The organism is Pseudomonas sp. PMCC200344 (assembly GCF_030053095.1).
Taxonomy (GTDB): Bacteria; Pseudomonadota; Gammaproteobacteria; order Pseudomonadales; family Pseudomonadaceae; genus Aquipseudomonas; species Aquipseudomonas svalbardensis.
In genome coordinates this window covers 5,154,042-5,173,487 of record NZ_CP125618.1, presented here as the reverse complement: position 1 = coordinate 5,173,487, position 19,446 = coordinate 5,154,042, and the positions used below count along the sequence as shown (strand labels likewise).

General features: G+C 59.5%; 18 protein-coding genes. 7 read left to right on the top strand and 11 right to left on the bottom strand.

From position 1 onward, the window contains the following. Positions 1-2: 2 nt before the first annotated feature. The 4 genes from QFW87_RS23640 to QFW87_RS23625 form a co-directional block, all read right to left on the bottom strand. Positions 3-1,067: an imelysin family protein gene (locus QFW87_RS23640; protein ID WP_283189016.1), complete on the bottom strand. Its 1,065-nt coding sequence runs from the start codon at positions 1,065-1,067 to the stop codon at positions 3-5. A 26-nt stretch (positions 1,068-1,093) separates the two neighbouring features. Beyond that, positions 1,094-2,521, bottom strand: coding sequence for a di-heme oxidoredictase family protein (locus QFW87_RS23635; protein WP_283189015.1), 1,428 nt, complete (start codon positions 2,519-2,521; stop codon positions 1,094-1,096). A gap of 159 nt (positions 2,522-2,680) precedes the next feature. Further along, complete coding sequence (locus QFW87_RS23630) at positions 2,681-4,027, bottom strand: imelysin family protein (RefSeq protein WP_283189014.1); 1,347 nt, start codon at positions 4,025-4,027, stop codon at positions 2,681-2,683. 208 nt (positions 4,028-4,235) lie between these two features. Next, positions 4,236-6,287, bottom strand: a complete 2,052-nt coding sequence (locus QFW87_RS23625) for a bifunctional diguanylate cyclase/phosphodiesterase (protein WP_283189013.1) — start codon at positions 6,285-6,287, stop codon at positions 4,236-4,238. Positions 6,288-6,960: 673 nt separating this feature from the next. On the opposite strand from QFW87_RS23625, the gene QFW87_RS23620 reads away from it, so the two are divergent. Further along, positions 6,961-7,227 carry a DUF6124 family protein gene (locus QFW87_RS23620; RefSeq protein ID WP_283190945.1) on the top strand — a complete coding sequence of 89 codons (267 nt, stop codon included), beginning with the start codon at positions 6,961-6,963 and terminating at the stop codon, positions 7,225-7,227. A 175-nt stretch (positions 7,228-7,402) separates the two neighbouring features. On the opposite strand, the gene QFW87_RS23615 is transcribed toward QFW87_RS23620, so the two are convergent. The 3 genes from QFW87_RS23615 to QFW87_RS23605 all read right to left on the bottom strand — a co-directional run bounded on the left by QFW87_RS23615 (position 7,403) and on the right by QFW87_RS23605 (position 9,187). Then, a complete protein-coding gene (locus tag QFW87_RS23615; RefSeq protein ID WP_095133215.1) occupies positions 7,403-7,999 on the bottom strand; it encodes a Fe-Mn family superoxide dismutase in 597 nt (198 codons plus the stop codon). Between the two features lie 176 nt (positions 8,000-8,175). After that, positions 8,176-8,778 (bottom strand): LysE/ArgO family amino acid transporter, encoded by a 603-nt coding sequence (locus QFW87_RS23610; RefSeq protein WP_283189012.1) that lies wholly within the window; start codon positions 8,776-8,778, stop codon positions 8,176-8,178. A gap of 7 nt (positions 8,779-8,785) precedes the next feature. Then, positions 8,786-9,187, bottom strand: coding sequence for an ACT domain-containing protein (locus QFW87_RS23605; RefSeq protein ID WP_283189011.1), 402 nt, complete (start codon positions 9,185-9,187; stop codon positions 8,786-8,788). Positions 9,188-9,283: 96 nt separating this feature from the next. Here QFW87_RS23605 and QFW87_RS23600 point away from each other — a divergent pair, with 96 nt between their 5' ends. The 3 genes from QFW87_RS23600 to QFW87_RS23590 all read left to right on the top strand — a co-directional run bounded on the left by QFW87_RS23600 (position 9,284) and on the right by QFW87_RS23590 (position 12,232). After that, positions 9,284-10,177 carry a LysR family transcriptional regulator ArgP gene (locus QFW87_RS23600; protein WP_283189010.1) on the top strand — a complete coding sequence of 298 codons (894 nt, stop codon included), beginning with the start codon at positions 9,284-9,286 and terminating at the stop codon, positions 10,175-10,177. A 68-nt stretch (positions 10,178-10,245) separates the two neighbouring features. Then, on the top strand, positions 10,246-11,238 hold the full coding sequence (locus tag QFW87_RS23595) for an NAD(P)-dependent oxidoreductase (RefSeq protein ID WP_283181502.1): 993 nt from the start codon (positions 10,246-10,248) through the stop codon (positions 11,236-11,238). A 118-nt stretch (positions 11,239-11,356) separates the two neighbouring features. Next, entirely contained in the window at positions 11,357-12,232 is an 876-nt protein-coding gene (locus QFW87_RS23590) for an ATPase (protein ID WP_283189009.1), read from the top strand. 221 nt (positions 12,233-12,453) lie between these two features. On the opposite strand, the gene QFW87_RS23585 is transcribed toward QFW87_RS23590, so the two are convergent. Continuing rightward, a complete protein-coding gene (locus QFW87_RS23585) occupies positions 12,454-13,971 on the bottom strand; it encodes an MDR family MFS transporter (RefSeq protein ID WP_283189008.1) in 1,518 nt (505 codons plus the stop codon). A gap of 80 nt (positions 13,972-14,051) precedes the next feature. Further along, a complete protein-coding gene (gene pobA / locus QFW87_RS23580) occupies positions 14,052-15,245 on the bottom strand; it encodes a 4-hydroxybenzoate 3-monooxygenase (protein WP_283189007.1) in 1,194 nt (397 codons plus the stop codon). 179 nt (positions 15,246-15,424) lie between these two features. Here pobA and QFW87_RS23575 point away from each other — a divergent pair, with 179 nt between their 5' ends. Then, entirely contained in the window at positions 15,425-16,321 is an 897-nt protein-coding gene (locus QFW87_RS23575; RefSeq protein ID WP_283189006.1) for a helix-turn-helix domain-containing protein, read from the top strand. Between the two features lie 9 nt (positions 16,322-16,330). On the opposite strand, the gene QFW87_RS23570 is transcribed toward QFW87_RS23575, so the two are convergent. Continuing rightward, complete coding sequence (locus QFW87_RS23570) at positions 16,331-16,507, bottom strand: hypothetical protein (protein ID WP_283189005.1); 177 nt, start codon at positions 16,505-16,507, stop codon at positions 16,331-16,333. Positions 16,508-16,729: 222 nt separating this feature from the next. Next, positions 16,730-17,635 carry a LysR family transcriptional regulator gene (locus tag QFW87_RS23565; RefSeq protein ID WP_283189004.1) on the bottom strand — a complete coding sequence of 302 codons (906 nt, stop codon included), beginning with the start codon at positions 17,633-17,635 and terminating at the stop codon, positions 16,730-16,732. 114 nt (positions 17,636-17,749) lie between these two features. Here QFW87_RS23565 and QFW87_RS23560 point away from each other — a divergent pair, with 114 nt between their 5' ends. After that, a complete protein-coding gene (locus QFW87_RS23560) occupies positions 17,750-18,631 on the top strand; it encodes an MBL fold metallo-hydrolase (RefSeq protein WP_283189003.1) in 882 nt (293 codons plus the stop codon). Between the two features lie 41 nt (positions 18,632-18,672). Further along, entirely contained in the window at positions 18,673-19,287 is a 615-nt protein-coding gene (locus QFW87_RS23555; protein WP_283189002.1) for an NAD(P)-dependent oxidoreductase, read from the top strand. Positions 19,288-19,446: the final 159 nt, after the last annotated feature.

The following is a 19,446-nucleotide window of genomic DNA, read 5'->3' as shown; positions in this document are numbered from 1 at the left end:
CATCAGTCACCGTCGTTGGCGTTGAAGCCCAGTTGGATGCCCAGCGCCTTGGCCAGTTCGCCTTCGTGCAGGCGGTGGACGACGTTGAGGCTGTCGTAGATTTCGTTGAGTTGCTGGCGACCGGCGTCATCGCCGAGCATTTCGGTCAGCGAGCGCTGGTTGCTGGCGAACAGTTTCAGGGACGCGGCGTAAGCGGCGTCGATCTTGTCGGCCAAAGGTTTTTGCTCGCTCGGCAACAGGCCGCGCAGGCCTTTGTTGTCGACGCCTTCCCATACCGTTTTGGCGGCGGCGAGGCTGGCTTCGAGACCGGTCAGGGACGACTGGCTGCGCCATGCATCGGCCTGGAACGGTTGCGGCAAACCCTTCGTCTGACGGCCCATCGGCGTGCCGAGTTTTTTCTTCAGGCTGTCGAGGGCGGTGACTTGCACGCGCAACAGATCGGCGATGGCTTCGTGGGAATCGGCGTAGCGTTGGTTCGGGAATTTGCTCATCTGCGCGAGCATGCCGTCGGTGTTGTTCCAGCTTTTCAGAATTTCTTCGGCCAGTTGTTTCTGACGCTCGCCAATCGCGATCAGCAGCGGGCAGTACTTGGTTTTCTGTTCAGCGTTGGCCACATCAGGCTTGCTGTCGAACAGGATGTATTCGTAGGCGGAGAGGCCTTGAACCACAACGCTGGACTTGGCCAATGCAGCGGCATCGATCTGCGGCTGTGCGGTGACCAGTTGCTCGACTTGACGGCCGACGAGGTTTTTCTTGTCCGGCCAGAACTGCACCTGCCAGGCGCGATTGCCCTCGGCCAGCGGCCCGATCAGCAGTGGCTGCAACTCGGCCCAGGCTTTCTGCGCGTGCAGGAAGTCGGCGCGGGCGGTGTCGAGGTTTTCCTTGCCTTCGCAGTAGGCGAGGGCGCTGACGGCCAGTTGGCGGTCGGCTTCAACCCAGCGCGTGTAGGTCGGCAGGATTACCGACTTGGCGATCGCCGCCGACGTGACGGCCTGCGGATCCTGAGGCGAACAGGCGCCCAGGGCGAGTGCGGCAAGGCTGGTGAACAACAATTTGGGACGGAACATGTCGGGCTCCCGCTATGGAATACGTATTAAAGAGAATTCAAGAACGCCAGCAACGCAGCGCGCTGCTCGGCATTGAAAGACAAAACCTGTCGCTGCGCCGCTGTTGCTTCGCCGCCATGCCAGAGCACGGCTTCGAGCAGATTGCGGGCGCGGCCATCGTGCAAAAACTGGGTGTGGCCACTGACTGCTTGCGTCAGGCCGATGCCCCACAACGGCGGAGTACGCCAGTCGCGGCCACTGGCCTGGAATTCGGTACGGTTGTCGGCCAGACCGTCGCCCATGTCATGCAGCAGCAGATCGCTGTAAGGGCGAATCACTTGATTGGCCAGTTCAGGTTCTGCGGCGTTGGCGGCGGTGGTGTATTTCGGGGTGTGGCAGGACTGGCATCCGGCCTGGAAAAACAGATTCTTGCCGGCCAGCACCTCGGGGGCGCTGACATCGCGGCGGGCCGGTACGGCGAGGTTACGGCTGTAGAACAGCACCAGACGCAGGATGTTATCGCTGACTTCCGGCTCGCCATCCGGGCCATTACCGTTGGGCGCTTGCTTGCAAGCGGTTTGCGCGGCGGTGCAGTCATCAACGGGTCTCAGACTGGTGGTCAGGCCCATGTCCCCGGAAAACGCATGAACATTTTGCTGATTGAGGTTTGGTTGGCCGGCCTTCCAGCCAAATCGCCCGAGAACGGATTTTTGCTGCGCGTCATCCCAGACCCGGTTCGGGCGTCCGGCGATACCGTTTTTGTCTTTTGCCTGAGCCTCGGCATTGGCCAGGATCGCCTCGTCGGGAATTGCTTCGAGCAGGCCCAGGCCAATCATTGGCGGTGCAACCCTGGCTGAGAAGCGCGTGTCAGGGTGCATCGGGCCATAGCCGAGCTGGGTGATTTGCAACGTCGGCTTGCGCAACTCGACTTCGGTGCCGTCCTTGAAGCGAATCGGAACGGGTGTGTAATCGACGCGCACTTTGCCTTCCGGCACGACACCCGGTACGGACATGTCCTGGAACTGGCCGCCGTAGACCGGCTCCGGGACGACACCGAGCTGCTCGATGACCTTGGCATACGCTGGCGTATCGGGAATCGACAGACGTACCAGCATCGACACGGCGTTCTGCGCATCAGGCGTGGGCGGATGACCGCGTCCGTCCTTGATGTGGCAGTTCTGGCACGCGTTGGTGTTGAACAGCGGGCCGAGGCCATCCCGGGCGGTGGTGGTCGACGGGGCGATCACCCAGGGATTACGGAAAAAGCTGTTGCCGACACTGAAGTCCACGCGCCGTGACGGCGGCAGGTTGGCGGACGGCAGGGAAAATGCGTTCTGATCGGTCTTGCGCACGGTTGCGCTGCCACCGGACCGGGCTTCACCGGGTTCGGCTTGGGTAAAGCGCGGGGCGTCATCGCAGGCACTCAGGCCCAGGGCCAGCAACAGTGCGGACAAGCGAAGAGGCAGCGAGGGCATCAGACATCCTGCAAGACGAGCAAAACAAGGGCGCAAAGTCTAACAGGGCAGGGGGGATTGAATAAGAGGAATTATCGTTTGGTTGATGTGGGGCAACTGATCGGCGACCGGCAGCAAAAAGGCGACCCGAAGGTCGCCTTTTTATTCAGACAGCGTTGATCAGAACTCGTGATCAGCGTTGTCCGGGTTCAGGTCGCTGATGCCCAGTTTGCCAGCGGCTGCTTCGATCGAACCGGTCTGCTTGACCAGGGAAGCGATAGCGTCGCGCACGATCTGGTTGCCAGCAGTGTTGCCGGCAGCGATCAGCTGGTCGTAGTGCTCACCCTTGTTGGCGTGATCGACGATAACCTGCATCTTCGCTTCGGTCGCAGCCAGGTCGGCTTTCAGCGCGGTGTCGGCAGCCGGGTCAGCCTTGGCCACCAGGGACGACAGGCTGGCGCCGGTCATTTTGGTGCCGTCGACGCGGGTGTATTCACCCAGGTACACGTTACGAACGCCTTTGGCATCGTAGAACTGCGAATTGTGGGTGTTGTCGCTGAAGCAGTCGTGTTCGTCTTCCGGCGAGTTGGCTTCCAGGGAAACCTTCATGCGCTCGCCCGCCAGTTCGCCCAGGGACAGGCTGCCCATGCCGAACAGCATTTTGCGCAGGCCGGATTCAGCTGGCTCGGCTTCGAGGGTGGCGCGGTAGTTGTCGGCCACGTTCGGCTTCCAGTTACCGACCATTTCTTCCAGGTCGCTGACCAGCAGTTGGGTCACGGACTTCAGGTAAGCGCGACGACGATCGTTATGACCGCCGGTTGCACCTTTGCCTTCCAGGTAGTCGGAAGCTGGGCGTTTGCCAGCGCCAGGGCCGGTGCCGTTCAGGTCCTGGCCCCAGAGCAGGAATTCGATGGCGTGGTAGCCGGTGGCAACGTTGGCCTCGGAACCACCCAGCTCGTTCAGGCTGGCGAGTTTTGCCGGGGTGATGTCTTTCACGTCGATCTTGTCTTCGCCGACCTGAACCTGGGTGTTGGCGATGATGTTGGCCGTGGCGCCCGGGTTACCCAGTGCGTGCTCGTAGGATTTGTCGACGTAGTCGATCAGGCCTTCGTCCAGTGGCCAGGCGTTCACCTGACCTTCCCAATCGTCGATGATGGTGTTGCCGAAGCGGAACACTTCGCTCTGCAGGTAAGGAACGCGGGCAGCGATCCAGGCAGCCTTGGCAGCTTTCAGGGTGTCGGCGTTCGGCTTGGCGAGGAAGGCGTCGACGGCGGTTTGCAGGGTCTTCGCGGTGGATTCGGCATCGCTGTAAACGGCGAAGACGATGTCGGCGTAATGCGCGACAACGGCTTTGGCGGCGGCTTCGTCGATTTTACCAACAGCGGCAGGCGCAGCAACCGGGGCCGTGGTGCTGGCGGCCGGATTCGGTGCTTGCGCAGCGACAGCTTTGTCTTTGCCTTCGCCACAACCGGCGAGGGAAATAGCGATGGCCAACAGACTGGCGGTAGCCAGAGGCATACGAATCATGGCGAACATCCTGCTTCGAGAGGGGGTGGAATGGCGCAGCAAGCGCGCAAAACTGCGACATAATGCAAATCTTTCGCATTATGTGTAAAGGGTTGTGCTTGTAAATATTTCTTATTCACGGAGACACGTGAGGTAGATCAAAAGATCGCAGCCTCGTTTCACTCGACAGCTGCTACAGAGTGAAACGAGGCTGCGATCCTTTGATCTTCTACAAAATAGCCGCGTTACTGCGCTGAGCCTGTTTCAGATACGCGCTCAATTCCCGCGCCGGCAGCGGCTTGCTGTAGAGATAGCCCTGACCTTCGTGACAGCCTTCAGAGATGATGTAGGCCTCTTGCTCGGCGGTTTCCACGCCTTCGGCAATCACCTGCATGCCCAGGCTCTTGCCCAACTGGATGATGGCCCGAACGATGGTCGCATCGTCGTCGTCATCGAGCAGGTCCTGAACGAAGCTCTTGTCGATCTTGATCTTGTCCAGCGGCAGGCTTTTCAGATAGCTCAATGATGAGTATCCGGTGCCGAAGTCGTCGATCGCGATCAGCGCGCCGGAGCGACGCAGGCTCAGCAGGTGCTGGGCAGCCGTGCTGATGTCTTCCATCAGGCCGGTTTCGGTGACTTCCAGCTCCAGGCTGCGCGGTGGCAGGCGATACATCTGCAGCAAATTGTTGACCACCCGTGGCAACTCGGCGTGGTGCAGCTGCACCGTGGACAGATTCACCGCCATGCGCAGGTCGACGAAACCCTGGTCATGCCAGTCGCGCAATTGTTTGCACGCCTGATCCAGCACCCATTCGCCGATGGCGATGATGGTGCCGTTCTGCTCGGCCAGGGGGATGAACAAGTCCGGCGGAACCAGCCCGTGCTCGGGATGCTGCCAACGAATCAGCGCCTCGACACCCACCACCCGGTGATCGCGATAGCTGATCTGCGGCTGGTAGACGAGGTAGAACTGGCCACGGGCCAAGGCGTCGCGCAGGTCTTTTTCCAGCTCGCGACGGCGGCGCATTTCGGTGTCGACACTGGCGATATAGAACTGATAACGGTTGCGCGAGCGAGTCTTGGCCAGGGTCATGGTCTGCTCGGCTTTTTGCAGCAGTTTCTCGGTGCTGTCACCGTCTTCGGGGAACAGGGTGATGCCGATGGTCGCGCGCAGACGAATCTCTTGATGATCGAGGGCAAATGCCGCTTCCAGGTCATCAAGAATGCTTTGGGCCAGTTCGGCCGCTTCGTAGGGTTGTTCGATGTCGGCCTGAACCAGGGCGAACTGGTCGCCGCCGAGGCGGGCGAGGGCACCAAGGCGTCCGCTGTGAGCGCGCAGGCGATCGGCCAGGGCCAGCAGCAGTTGGTCGCCGGTCTGGTAGCTGAATTGTTCGTTGATGCCCTTGAAGTCGTCCAGGCCGACGACCAATACCGCGACCCGACGTTGCAACCTGCCGGCGTCTACCAGGATTTTGTCCAGTTGCTGCTGCAATTGCTGGCGGTTCGGCAGGCCGGTGAGGAAGTCGTACTGGGCCATGCGTAGCAGGCTGTTTTCCGCTTCGTGGCGCAAATGGGTGTTGCGCTCGATGGACTCGAGCAACTGGTTGGCGGTGTTGATCCAGATTCCCAGTTCGTTCTTTTCATGCCCCTTGAGCAGCGGGATTTTGTGTTCGCTGGGGCGATCCGGATTGATTTCCGTGAGGTGTTCGATGATCCGCGACAGCGGCTTGGTCAGCAGCCAGTGATAGACCAGGTACAGCACCAGCCCCATGGCCATCGCACGCAACACGCCGGAGATGAAGATGATCACCGAACTGACGATGAAACCCTGGCCGTAGGTGGCGGTGTCGAGGGTGATGCTCAAGTCGCCGTAATACTCGCTGTAAGGGCCGCGACCCACCAGCTGGGTGGTGAAGGTGCGTTCCTTGCCGAGGATCAGGTCGGTCAGCCAGCGACTGTCGGAATGCTGCAGCTCGCGAGACTTTTGCGCGAGCATGGCTTCGTTGGGATGGCCAATGGAGGCCTTGCGCACAGCGTCGTCCTGAAACAGGCCTTCGATAACCTGCATACCCATTTCCCGGTCCAGGCTGTAGACGGCCTGGGTCGAGGGGTCGCGGAACATGTCGAGGATGCGTTGGGCATCGCTGGCCACGGCCTGGCGTGTTTTATAGGCATCGAAAACGATCTGCGCGCAGCTCAAGACCACGCCGACGATCAATGCCGACAGGAGCACTACCCGAAGCAACTTCACCGACAAGCTGTTCTTGAGTTCCAGCTTCAAAGAGTCATTCCTTGTTCCGTGCGGGTAGCGTCAAGTTGCCATGAGTATTGGCAATCCGGTGATGGCAGTCAAAGGGACAATCAATCACATTGGGTTTTGCCTGTAGCTTGGCCGAAATGCTGTCGTTGGAGTGTTTGTCCTATTCGTACTGTGTCGGTTGTTGGGTCCTTCAACTTGAGGGGGATTGGGACATATTTTCCGTTTGGTTGATGTTAGACGGCTGTGGCGTTGGGGCAAGGGGCTGAATGCTGGTTTCATCGTGGGAAATTGCTCTGGTTTCTGCTGATGTACACGTTTTGAATGTGGGAGCGAGCTTGCTCGCGATAGCGGCCGCACAGGCAACGGATGCGTCCGTTTAAACAGGGGTAAAAAAACCAGACCTTTCCCACGAGGTTTTCAGGTTGCCCGTAGGAAGCGGGTTCAATAACCTTTTGGGTGTCGCTGAAAACTCAGCGATCGGGTGTGAGAACCCGGCAAGTCATAGTCATCCATCGCCAGTATCCGCATAATTGCCGCCAGCTTATCTGCTGCATATGCGTTATGGCGGCTGTGTGCGGGCAGACTTCGGTCTGGCCGGGTGTCTATGACCGGTTTCTCACCTCGCACATAGCTGCCACCTCTTCGTCGCGTGAGAAACGGCGAGGGAATGGCACCCAACGTCATAGGCATTCCCTTGGATAAATTAATCCCCGATCCCCCCTTCAACAGCTCCAAACCCTACAACCCCAGCCCCATGTTCCTGATCTCCCCGGACATGAACACCGAAACCCTCCTGGCCCACGCCTGTGAGTCATTGGCCTCGGCAAGTGTTCTGGCCAGCGATTTCGCCACCTACCTGAGCGGCTCCCAGCGCAGTACGGCGTTGGCCATTGCGCAGATCGTCATGCTGGCGGACCTTGCTGTGAACAGGGCTTTGGATATCGTCGACACACAGGACTAGGCATTCCGTCAGGTTGACCGTGTCATCGTTCTTCGCGAGCAAGCCCGCTCCCACAGGGGAACGCATTCCAAATGTGGGAGCGAGTCTGCTCGCGAAGGCGTCCGAACAGACAACACATTTCCAGCGCCCATAAAAAAACCCGGCAAAAGCCGGGTTTTTTTGACTGGCGTCGATCTTAAGCGGTGAAGGTTTTGCCTTCGAACTGCTCAGCCACGAATTTCCAGTTGACCAGGTTCCAGAACGCTTCGACGTATTTTGGACGAAGGTTGCGGTAGTCGATGTAGTAAGCGTGTTCCCAGACGTCGCAGGTCAGCAGCGGGGTGTCGCCGTTGGTCAGCGGGTTGCCGGCGCCGATGGTGCTGGCCAGGGCCAGGGAACCGTCAGCCTTTTTCACCAGCCAGCCCCAACCGGAACCGAAGGTGCCGATGGAAGTCTTGCTGAATTCTTCCTTGAACTTGTCGAACGAACCGAAGGCTGCGTTGATTGCGTCAGCCAGTGCGCCGGTTGGTTGACCGCCGGCGTTTGGCGCCAGGCAGTTCCAGTAGAAAGTGTGGTTCCAGACCTGAGCGGCGTTGTTGAAGATGCCGCCCGAGGAAGATTTGACGATTTCTTCCAGAGTCTTGCCTTCGAACTCGGTGCCTGGCACCAGGTTGTTCAGGTTCACGACATAGGTGTTGTGGTGCTTGTCGTGGTGGTATTCCAGAGTTTCCTTGGAAATGTGCGGCTGCAGGGCATCGTGTGCGTAAGGCAGCGGCGGCAATTCGAAAGCCATGATGATTCTCCTAATCAGGTCAGTTGCGGTGAGCGCAAGGCCGATCACGGGCGGCCAGACAAGCGCCGGGGAGTTTGTACTCTTTGCGGCGCATCGGATCGGATCATAGCACCGGGGGTGCGGCATAACCACGCAACAACTGTGTGGAATAGAGGTTCCAGAGCCTTTTGGAATAATCAGCTGGCGACGATTAATTGAAACGCCACTGTGAACATCATGACCGCCACCAACAGATCAAGGATTCGCCAGGTGCTTGGCCGCGCCAACCATGGCGCCAACCACGCCGCGCCGAGCGCCAGGGTGAAAAACCAAAGCAACGACGCACTGGCCGCGCCCACGACATAAGCGCCGGGCTCGGTTTGTTGGGCACCGAGAGAGCCAATCAGCAACACGGTATCCAGATAAACGTGCGGGTTAAGCAGCGTTACGGCCAAAGCACTGAGCATCACCGCGCGCAGTGAACGCACGGTCTGGCTTTCGCCCTGCTGCAGGCTCTGTTTCGAGCAGGCCCGACGCAACGCCAGGCTGCCATACCAAATCAAAAACGCCGCGCCACCCCAACGGGCGACCGCCAGCAACGTCGGGTTCTGCGCCAGCACCGTCGCCAGGCCAAACACCCCGGCGGCCACCAGCAAGGCATCGCAGGTTACACAAAGTGCCGCCACGGGCAGGTGATGTTCGCGCCGAAGGCTCTGAGCCAACACGAACGCATTCTGAGTACCGATCGCCATGATCAGCCCCGCGGCCACCAACAGGCCGTTCACATAGCTTTGCCACATAAGATGTTTACTCCGCGTTGGCCGCCAGATCCCGCAGCACGTGCAGGGCGCGTTCGGCATCGGCCTGGCCGACGAATAAATGGTCGTGGTAATAGCCGGCAATCACGTTGCAACTGATGCCGGCCTGGCCTAATGCCGTGGCGAACGCGGCGGTCAGGCCGACGGCTTCGAGGGCCGAGTGCACGTTCAAGGTGATCCAGGCCGCGACATAATCGAAACTGAAACCCGCCTTCTCGGCGTGGGAGCGTTCCAGAATCACCGTCAGACCTTCCTGCTCGCGGAAGCTGCCGACAATCTCAAGGCCTGCCGGCAACTTGCCGTCGCGCAGGGTGCAGAACACGTATTCGCCGAGGTTAAGTTGCGGGCTCATGCTGCGCAGCAGGGTTGCCAATGAAGTTTCGCCAGCCATGTCGATGATCCTTGTTCAAGAGTTCTTGCTGGCCATTCTCCGGTGCAACGCTGTATAAGAAAAACCAATCATGCTGATCGCTCATTAGGAAAACTGATGTTCGACTATAAATTGCTGTCTGCCCTGGCTGCGGTGGTTGAGCAGGCCGGGTTCGAACGTGCTGCGCAGGTGCTGGGTTTATCTCAGTCGGCGATCTCTCAGCGCATCAAATTGCTCGAGGCGCGGGTCGGTCAACCGGTACTGGTGCGGGTTACACCGCCGGCGCCAACCGAAATCGGCCGACGATTGCTCAACCATGTGCAGCAGGTGCGTTTGCTTGAACGGGACTTGCAAACCCTGGTGCCGGCACTCGACGAAGAAGGCCAGCCGGAACGTCTGCGCATCGCTTTGAATGCCGACAGCCTCGCCACCTGGTGGGCCGTGGCGGTCGGGGATTTTTGTGCGCAGCAGCATCTGCTGCTTGATCTGGTGGTCGAAGACCAGACGGTCGGCCTCAAACGCATGCGCGCCGGTGAAGTCGCGGCGTGCGTCTGCGCCAGCGAGCGACCGGTGGCCGGCGCGCGCAGCGTTTTGCTGGGGGCCATGCGCTACCGTGCGTTGGCCAGCCCGGCATTTATTGCTCGGCATTTTCCTGAAGGTGTGCGCGCCGATCTGTTGTCGAAAACGCCCGCATTGGTGTTTGGCCCGGACGATTTCCTACAGCATCGCTACCTCGCGTCCCTCGGCGTCGATGGCGGATTCGAACACCATCTATGCCCCTCGTCCGAAGGCTTCATCCGCCTCACCGAAGCGGGACTCGGTTGGGGCCTGGTGCCTGAACTGCAGGTGCGCGAGCAACTGGAGCGCGGTGTATTGGTAGAGCTTTTGCTAGATAAGCCGATCGATGTGCCGCTGTACTGGCATCATTGGCGCAATGGCGGTCAGTTGCTGGGGCTACTGACCGATCAGTTGGTGCGCTCATCAAAGCAATGGCTGGTGCCGTTGGACTGATGGGCAGCGTCAAGTCCTCACGCCCTACGCAATATGCAAAACGCAAAACGAAATATTCGGAGCAATTCATGAAGATTCTGGTTACCGGCGCAAGCGGCTTCATCGGCGGGCGCTTTGCGCGTTTTGCCCTGGAGCAGGGCCTGGACGTGCGGGTCAACGGTCGCCGGGCCGAAAGTGTGGAGCATCTGGTGCGCCGTGGCGCCGAGTTCATCCAGGGGGACTTGAGCGACCCGGAATTGGCACGCGATCTGTGCTCAGACGTCGAAGCCGTGGTGCATTGCGCCGGTGCGGTCGGTTTGTGGGGGCGTTATCAGGACTTTCATCAAGGCAACGTGCAGGTCACCGAAAACGTGGTCGAGGCCTGCCTGAAACAGCGGGTTCGGCGTCTGGTGCACTTGTCGTCGCCGTCGATCTACTTTGATGGCCGCGATCATCTGGGGCTGACCGAAGAACAGGTGCCCAAGCGTTTCAAACATCCCTACGCCGCCACCAAATACCTGGCGGAGCAAAAGGTTTTCGGCGCTCAGGAGTTCGGCCTCGAAACCCTGGCCCTGCGCCCGCGTTTCGTGACGGGGGCTGGTGACATGAGCATCTTCCCGAGATTGCTGAAAATGCAGCGCAAGGGACGGCTCGCGATCATCGGCAACGGCCTGAACAAGGTTGATTTCACCAGCGTGCAAAACCTCAATGAAGCGTTGCTAAGCAGTCTGCTGGCCAGTGGTTCGGCGTTGGGCAAGGCCTACAACATCAGCAACGGCACGCCGGTGCCGTTGTGGGACGTGGTCAATTACGTGATGCGCAAGATGGATGTCCCACAGGTCACGCGCTACCGTTCCTACGGCTTGGCCTACAGCGTAGCGGCGCTCAACGAGGGCGTGTGCAAGTTGTGGCCGGGTCGTCCCGAACCGACCCTGTCGCGCCTGGGCATGCAGGTGATGAACAAAAATTTCACCCTGGACATCAGCCGCGCCCGGCATTATCTGGACTACGATCCCAAAGTCAGTCTCTGGACCGCCCTCGATGAATTCTGCGGCTGGTGGAAGGCCCAGGACATTCGTTGACGCACGGGTTAGCGCCGCCACACTGAACCGAGTTCGGGGTTGAGGGTCAATCGATGCGGCAGTGGGGGTTATACTGCGCCGCATCAAGCCATCACCGCGTTCCACAAAGGTTGACTCAATGTCCATGCGTAACGATGCCAACGACGACTTCGACGATGTACCGAGCCTGCGTGCCGACAGCCTCGACGACGATGTTTTTCCGACCACGGCTCGCAACTCCGTACATTCGCGGACCGCGCCAGTCGTCAAAGTCAAAAGCCCGAGCACCGGCCCGCTATGGGCGCTGGTTGGCGCCTTGTTCTTTGCTTTTGCAGGCCTTGCCTGGTGGAGCTTCCAGCAGCTCTCGCTGATGGAACAGCAATTGGTGGCGACCCAGGAAAGTTTCGCGCGTATCAGTGAAGATGCGGCGGGGCGCTTGCAGGACATTTCCGGCAAGGTTGTGGCCAGTCAGACCAACGTCAGCAGCGACAGCGAAGCCTTGAAGCTGCAAATCAAACAGCTGGAAAGCAAACTCCAGGATCAAAGCAAACAACAGCAAGGTGTTGTCGGCCAGACCACCGATCTGGACAAGCGCCTGGCACTGATGAGCGCACAAACCACTGATCTGGATAAGCGCCTGGCGCAGATGACCGCTCAGACCACTGAGCAACAGAGCGCCACCATTCAATTGCAGGCTCAGGTCAAAGTCTTGAACAGCGATGTAGCCGTGCTGAAAAGCACCCCGGTGGACACAGACAAATTCGACGCACAGCTAAAAAGCCTTGGCGCCGACATCGTTGCACTGAAGAAACAAGGCAACCCGAGCGCCGCCATCGAGCGTCTGGAGCAGGAAGTCATTGTGCTCAAAAGCGAACAGGACAATCGCCCGGCCGCGACACCAGGCGGGACCAATACCGCCGAATTCGACGCCTTCCGTAGCCAGGTCACCCGCAACATCAACACCCTTCAGGCGCAGATCCAGAATCTGCAACAGCAGCTGCGCGCAAGGCCTTGAGCCATGAATCATTCCCGGATTCCCCGGGAATGATCTCCTTACACACTGCCATTCGCTGAATATCCATACATACCCCATTGCCGTCTACGGCGGTGCCTGACACACCGTAATCGCGAGCAGGCTCGCTCCCACAGTAGATCTCCAGTGATCACAGCATTTGTGTACGACGGAGATCCAATGTGGGAGCGAGCCTGCTCGCGAATGCAGGCGCTTCGGTCTATCTACCGAACCTTATCCTCGCGCCCACGCAACACCATGTTCGGCATGGCAATCGCCGCCGCCAGCCCTAGCAGCGACACCGCCGCGCTGACCATCAACAAATTCTGGAAGGTCAGCAGCAGTTCGGCACGCAAGGCGTTCTGCGCATCCCCCGGCGCGGCGTTCAAACCATCGAGTAAGACATTTCCGGAACTGCCCTCGGCAATCATCGAAGAGCCGGCCAGGTGGGCAAAACTTGAGTCCTGTAACAACGCCAGCAGCAGGGCTGACATCAAGGCCACACCCACCGCACCGCCCAGTGAGCGGAACAGGTTGGTAGTGCTGGTGGCGACACCAATGTCCCGTTGAGCCACCGCGTTCTGCGTTCCGACCAGGGAAGTCGGGAACTGCATGCCGCTAGCGATCCCGCTGAGCAACATAAACAGACTACTGAGCACAAAGGCCTGGGGAGGACTGAACGCCATACCGAGTATCGAAATCGGCATGAGCACGGCGCCCGTCAGGATCATGGGTTTGTAGCGCCCGGTCACTGAAGTCCGGCGGCCGGCGAAATACGCGCCGACCGGCAAGCCCATCGCTAGCGGCAACAGGTGCAGCGCGGCGCTGTCGGCCCCAGCGCCGGTAACGCTCTGGAAGCGCAGCGGCATCAACACAATCAGCGAGATCGCCTGGAAACTGGTGAAGAAGATCGTGCACCAGCACAGGATCGCATTGCGATTGGCGAACAAATGCATTGGCAGCAGCGGCTCCCGCGTCCGGCGTTCATGCCAGACCAACAGCGCCAGTACCAACACCGCACAACCGAGCAGGCCCAGCACGTCGGCGCTACGCCACGAATGGCCCTGGCCGACCTGGGTGATGCCCAGCAGCAAGGCGGTCAAGCCGATGATCATCAGCAACGTGCCGAGGTAATCGATGATCGGTTTGCGTTGCGGCACTGGCAGACCCACCAACGTTCGATTGGCCACCAGCCAGGCACCGAGGCCCAACGGCAGGTTGATCAAAAATACCCAGCGCCATGACAGGTACTCGGTCATGTAACCGCCGAGTACGGGGCCGGCCACGCTGGCCACTGCGTACATGCTGCTGAAATAGCCTTGATAGCGGCCGCGCTCCCGGGGCGGCACGATGTCGCCGATGATCGCCTGGCTGACCGAAATCATTCCGCCGGCGCCGATGCCCTGAAGAATTCGCGCCAGCACCAGTTGCTCCATGCTCTGGGCCATGCCGCAGAAAAACGAAGCAACCGTGAACAACCCCATGCCAAACAGCATCAACTTGCATCGACCGTAGAGATCGCCCAGTTTGCCGTAGATCGGCACGGCCACCGTCATCGCCACCATGTAGCCGGAAATCACCCAGGCCAGCAGGCTGACGTCCTTGAATTGTGCGGAAATGGCCGGCATCGACACGGCGACGATGGTCTGGTCCAGCGCGCCAAGAAAAATCGCCAGCATCAGGGCGATCAACACGCTGCGAATGGCCGGTTTTGGCGTTTCGGGCTGGTTGAGATTGGTCACGGGTTAGAACCTGCGGACAGTGATTGACCCGCAAGGAGCAAGGCGAGCGGGGATGCTCGCCAGTGTAAGTCGATAGCAGGCTATTCGATAGCCTCGTATGGAAGACCGACGTAATTTTCTGCAATGGTTTTTCGACCGGCCTCGGAGTCGACGAAGTACCCCAGTTCCGACTCGGCAATCCGCTGACTGAAGGCGTCGTTATCGTCAAAGCGGTGCAGCATCGAGGTCATCCACCAGGAAAACCGTTCGGCTTTCCACACCCGACGCAGGCAGACCTCGGAGTATTTCTCCAGCAAATCCACACGGCCTTCTCGATAAACCTTCAGCAGAATGTTGAACAGCGTACTGACGTCGCTGGCCGCCAGGTTCAGGCCCTTGGCGCCGGTAGGCGGGACGATGTGCGCGGCGTCGCCGACCAAAAACATCCGTCCGTACTGCATCGGTTCGACGACAAAGCTGCGTAACGGCGCGATGCTTTTTTCGATGGAAGGCCCGGTGATCAACGACGCTGCCAACGCGCAAGGCAGACGGGATTTGAGTTCATCCCAGAAGCGCTGATCAGACCAGTTCTCGATGTGCTCGTCGGCCGGCACCTGGAGGTAATAGCGAGTGCGGGTGGCCGAACGCATGCTGCACAGGGCAAAACCGCGCTCATGCCGGGCGTAAACCAGCTCTTCGTGCACTGGCGGGGTATCGGCAAGAATTCCCAGCCAGCCAAACGGATAGACTCGCTCGAACACGTTCAGGCACTCGGCAGGAATCGACTGCCGGGCCACGCCATGGAAACCGTCGCACCCGGCGATGTAGTCGCAATCGAGTCGATACAGTTCGCCGTCCTTCTCAAAAGTCACGAACGGCTCTTCGGTTTTCATCCCGTGAGGAACGACGTTGCCTGCCTCGTAAATCGTCTGCGCACCGGCCTCCCGACGAGCGGCCATCAGGTCGCGGGTGACCTCGGTCTGGCCATAAATCATCACCGTTTTGCCATCGGTCAGGGCTTGCAGATCGATGTGTACGCGGCGTGCGTCGAGGGCCAGTTCGAAGCCTGTGTGGACCAGCCCTTCGGCGTCCATGCGCTGCCCCACCCCGGCCTGGCGCAACAGCTCTACCATGCCTTGTTCGAGGACACCGGCACGGATTCGTCCGAGCACATAGTCCGGCGTCTGGCGTTCGAGAATGAGGGTGTCGATGCCGGCATTGTGCAGCAACTGGCCGAGCAATAAACCGGACGGACCGGCGCCGATGATGGCGATTTGCGTTTTCAGCGCTTTCATTGTTTTTATGACTCGCAAGCTTCACGCGACCAAGGCCGGTGAATAATTTTTATGGATCGAGTGCTTGCATTTTTCTCTCGCGAGTCTGTCAATTGAAGGGGAAAACTGAGCCGATACCTGTACATTCTGCCAATCGGTGCGATTATCGCCCGCCTACCCCCGAGGCCTGGATTGAAGTGATGAACAAGCCTGACCTACCTTCGATTCCAGTGTTCAAGCTCTACGGTGAAAGCCTGGATTGGCCGACCCCGGACTTGCTGCACTGTGAAACCATTTCCAAACGCAGCCGCGAACACCAATGGGAAATCAAACCCCACCGCCACGCCGATTTGTGTCAGCTGCTCTTCGTATTCAAAGGTCAGGCAGAGCTTGAAATCGAAGGCAAGCGTACGCAATTGATCGAGCCGGCGATCCAGATCCTGCCACCGCTGTCCGTTCACGGTTTCCGGTTTTCCGAGGACGTCGAAGGGTTTGTGGTTACTCTTGCCGCGCCGCTGGTCGCCCATCTTCAGGCGCAACTGGGCAACTCGGTGAACGCCCTGGCCCAGGCCGAAAGTTATCCGGCGGGCAAGGAAGGCGACTACCTAAATAGCCTGTTTTCAGCGCTGCAAGACGAATACACCGGCCACCAGCCGGCTCGCGAAATGCTCATGCATTCGCTGGTCAGCGTGATCATGGTGTGGGTCAGCCGCCAGGTAATTTCCCGCCGCAACGCCAGCCAGCGTCCGCAGCGTGCCCGGGAATATCTGAACGGTTTTATCCAACTGGTGGAAGAGACCTATCGCCAACACGTCAAGGTCGAAGACCTGGCCCATCGGCTGGGGATTTCCGTGTCCCACCTCAACGGCACCTGCCGTGAGCTGGCGGGACAACCGGCGTTGCAGATCATGCACGAACGTCAATTGCTGGAGGCCAAGCGCTTGCTGACCTACACCAGCATGACCATTTATGAGATGTCCGACGTGTTGGGGTTCTCTGATCCGACCAACTTCACGCGCCTGTTCCGGCGTCGAGTGGGGATCTCGCCCAAGGCATTTCGTGACCGTTTGAAGGCCGATCAGGACAACGAGGCCTGATCCCCTTCGTTACTTGAGGGCGTTGAGGGTCGCATTGTGGGGAATGCAGCGCTCGAAGTTGCAGCTCGCGTATTCACGGGGCATTTGTCGCAATTGCTCGACGCGCCAGGCCGCGGTGCCATACAGCGCGAGCGTGGCCGCGCAGGTGATGAAAATCGCGAGGTATCTTCTTGTTTTGATGTTCATGGCGTTGACCTCTGAACGAATACCCTTCGGTACTAGTTTCAGCATAGGTCAGTGCCAGTGAGTTGCCAGCAACGCGGCTTACGCATGTACCCCGACATTCAGAACACTGATGAACCCCTGTGGGAGCGAGCCTGCTCGCGAATGCGGTGGGTCAGTCGAAATCATTGTTGGATGATCGACCGCTTTCGCGAGCAGGCTCGCTCCCACATTTTTTTGATTCGGTTACAGGCCGATATCCCACTCCGGCTCTTCCGGAAATCTGAGCACCAGAAAATCCAGCATGCTGCGCAACGCCGCCGGCATGTGTTTGCGTGAGGCATACACCGCGTAAATGTTCATTTGTCGGGGTTCAGCGTGGGGCAGCAGGCGGATCAGTTCGCCGCTGTGGACATGCACGCCGGCCTGATAACTGGGGAGCATCGCCACCCCGGCGCCGGCCATCGCCGCGCGCAATAACGTGCTGGCTTCGTTGGCGCTGATGTTGCCCTGCACCGGCACTGACACCTGCTCGCCGTCCTCCTCGAAATGCCAGAGGCTTTTGCCGAAGTAGGAGTGGGTCAGGCAATTGTGCTGGCTCAGATCCTCGACCCGCAGCGGCGTCGGGTGTTCGAGCAGATAAGCGGGGGAGGCGCAGATCACCGAGCGGCAGACCGTCAGCCGTCGCGCGATCAGGTTCGGGTCCAGGTCGTTGCTGGTGCGGATCGCCAGATCGATGCGTTCATCCACCAGGTTCACCGTGCGGTCGAGCATCTGCAGGTCGATGCTGACGCCGGGATAACGTTTGACGTAAGCAGCCATGGCATCCGCCAGTTGTGCCTGACCAAACGAGGTGCTGACGCTGATGCGCAACACGCCGCGCGGTGCCTCGTCCGGTTCGCTGACGGCGGCTTGCATGTCCGTGGAGAGGTCGAGCATCTGCCGGCATCGAGGCAGGATTTCACTGCCGGCGGCGGTCAGGCTCAGCTTGCGCGTGGTGCGGTGCATCAGGCGTGCGCCGACCCAATCCTCCAGCTCCGCCAGATAGCGCGAAACCACTGGCCGTGACAGGTCCAGGTGATCGGCGGCGGCCGACTGGCTGCCGAGGTCAACCACCGTGACGAACACCCGCATTGCTTGTAGACGATCCATGATTTGCCCGCTTTCAGAAACAAACTATGTCCCAGCATCGCATTTTTTGTACTGAGTCATGCAACTAAGCTCTGTCCCATCGCCAAGCACGGCATTCGGACAACGGAGCAACAGATGATCGGCTTCACCTCGCTTAAACGTATTTTGCTGGCCACCGCCACCCTCGGTTTCGCCGCCCATGCCGCGGCAGCATCGAGCCTGACCCTGGATGTCTACAACCCGGGCGACAAGGCGATCTTCCCGGTGACCTCGGTGTTGGTCAGCGGCCAGAAAGACGCGATTTTGGTGGATGCACAATTTGGCAAATCCCAGGCCGAGCAAGTGGTCGAAAAGATCCGCGCCAGCGGCAAGCAATTGACCACCATCTACATCAGCCACGGTGATCCGGATTACTACTTCGGCCTCGACACCCTGACCGCCGCATTCCCCAATGCCAAAGTGCTCGCCTCGCAGCCGACCGTGGATCACATCCAGAAAACCGTCGACGGCAAACTGGCGTTCTGGGGGCCGAAAATGGGCGCCGACGTGCCAGCCAAAACCATCGTGCCGGATGTACTCAAGGGCGACAGCTTGATGCTCGAAGGGCAGAAACTGCAGGTGGTGGGGCTGGACGGCAAGCAACCGGATCGCACCTTTGTCTGGATTCCGTCAATCAAGGCCGTGGTCGGTGGCGTCGTCGTCGCGGAAAACATCCACGTGTGGATGGCCGACACCCAGACGCCGCAGTCCCACGCCGATTGGCTGACCACGCTGCATGCCATCGAAACCCTGAAACCGAAAACCATCGTGCCGGGTCATTACCTCGGTGAGAGCGCTCGCTCCCTGGCCGCCGTGCAGTTCACCGCCGATTACATCAAGGCCTTCGACGAAGAAACCGCCAAGGCAAAGGACGCTGCCGCGCTGATCGCCGCGATGAAAAAACGCTACCCGAAGCTGGGTGAAGAAAGCTCCCTGGAACTGAGCGCCAAAGTCGCCAAGGGCGAGATGAAGTGGTAACCCGATTCGCCCACTCACACTGATCCACACTGGAGAACGTCATGAGCAAGATCGCAATCATTGGTGCCACCGGTCGTGCCGGTAGCCAACTGTTGGAAGAAGCCCTGCGCCGTGGTCACAGCGTCACTGCCATCGCCCGCGACACCTCGAAGATCGGCCAGCGTGCCGGTGTGGTCAGCAAAAATGTTGATGCCCTCGACGCCGAGGCCTTGCAAGCGGCAGTCGCGGGTCATGACGTGGTGATCAGTGCTGCGCACTTCGCGACCCTTCCTGCCAGCGCCGTCATCGAGCCGGTTCAGAAGGCCGGCGTAAAACGTCTGTTGGTGGTGGGCGGTGCGGGTTCGTTGTTGTTGCCGGACGGCACTCAGGTGATCGACAGCAAGGGCTTCCCGGAGGAATACAAAGCCGAGGCGGGTGCCGGCGCTTTGTTTCTTGGGAACCTGCGTGAGGAAAGCGATCTGGACTGGACCTTTCTTTCGCCGTCGGCAGAGTTTGTCGAAGGTGAGCGCACGGGGACGTTTCGGATCGGCAAAGATGATTTGCTGGTGAGTAGCGAAGGGCGTAGCTGGATCACTTTTGCCGATTATGCGATTGCGATGCTGGATGAAGTGGAAGTGCCGAAGTATTCTCGGCAGCGGTTTACTGTCGGCTACTGATCCTCGTAACACCACAAACCTGTAGCAGCTGGCGCAGCCTGCGTTCGGCTGCGCAGCAGTCGTAAACCGATATCCACAGTTTTTCTGACACACCGCGGTGGATGGTTTTACGACTGCTGCGCAGCCGAACGCAGGCTGCGCCAGCTGCTATGGGTGCAA

Coding starts and splice junctions, on each gene's coding strand:
- QFW87_RS23635 (WP_283189015.1), bottom strand. CDS start 2,521: ATGCCCTCGCTGCCTCTTCGCTTGTCCGCACTGTTGCTGGCCCTGGGC.
- QFW87_RS23640 (WP_283189016.1), bottom strand. CDS start 1,067: ATGTTCCGTCCCAAATTGTTGTTCACCAGCCTTGCCGCACTCGCCCTG.
- QFW87_RS23570 (WP_283189005.1), bottom strand. CDS start 16,507: ATGAACATCAAAACAAGAAGATACCTCGCGATTTTCATCACCTGCGCG.
- QFW87_RS23610 (WP_283189012.1), bottom strand. CDS start 8,778: ATGTGGCAAAGCTATGTGAACGGCCTGTTGGTGGCCGCGGGGCTGATC.
- QFW87_RS23575 (WP_283189006.1), top strand. CDS start 15,425: ATGAACAAGCCTGACCTACCTTCGATTCCAGTGTTCAAGCTCTACGGT.
- QFW87_RS23630 (WP_283189014.1), bottom strand. CDS start 4,027: ATGATTCGTATGCCTCTGGCTACCGCCAGTCTGTTGGCCATCGCTATT.
- QFW87_RS23555 (WP_283189002.1), top strand. CDS start 18,673: ATGAGCAAGATCGCAATCATTGGTGCCACCGGTCGTGCCGGTAGCCAA.
- QFW87_RS23560 (WP_283189003.1), top strand. CDS start 17,750: ATGATCGGCTTCACCTCGCTTAAACGTATTTTGCTGGCCACCGCCACC.
- QFW87_RS23595 (WP_283181502.1), top strand. CDS start 10,246: ATGAAGATTCTGGTTACCGGCGCAAGCGGCTTCATCGGCGGGCGCTTT.
- QFW87_RS23590 (WP_283189009.1), top strand. CDS start 11,357: ATGTCCATGCGTAACGATGCCAACGACGACTTCGACGATGTACCGAGC.
- QFW87_RS23600 (WP_283189010.1), top strand. CDS start 9,284: ATGTTCGACTATAAATTGCTGTCTGCCCTGGCTGCGGTGGTTGAGCAG.
- pobA (WP_283189007.1), bottom strand. CDS start 15,245: ATGAAAGCGCTGAAAACGCAAATCGCCATCATCGGCGCCGGTCCGTCC.
- QFW87_RS23565 (WP_283189004.1), bottom strand. CDS start 17,635: ATGGATCGTCTACAAGCAATGCGGGTGTTCGTCACGGTGGTTGACCTC.
- QFW87_RS23605 (WP_283189011.1), bottom strand. CDS start 9,187: ATGGCTGGCGAAACTTCATTGGCAACCCTGCTGCGCAGCATGAGCCCG.
- QFW87_RS23615 (WP_095133215.1), bottom strand. CDS start 7,999: ATGGCTTTCGAATTGCCGCCGCTGCCTTACGCACACGATGCCCTGCAG.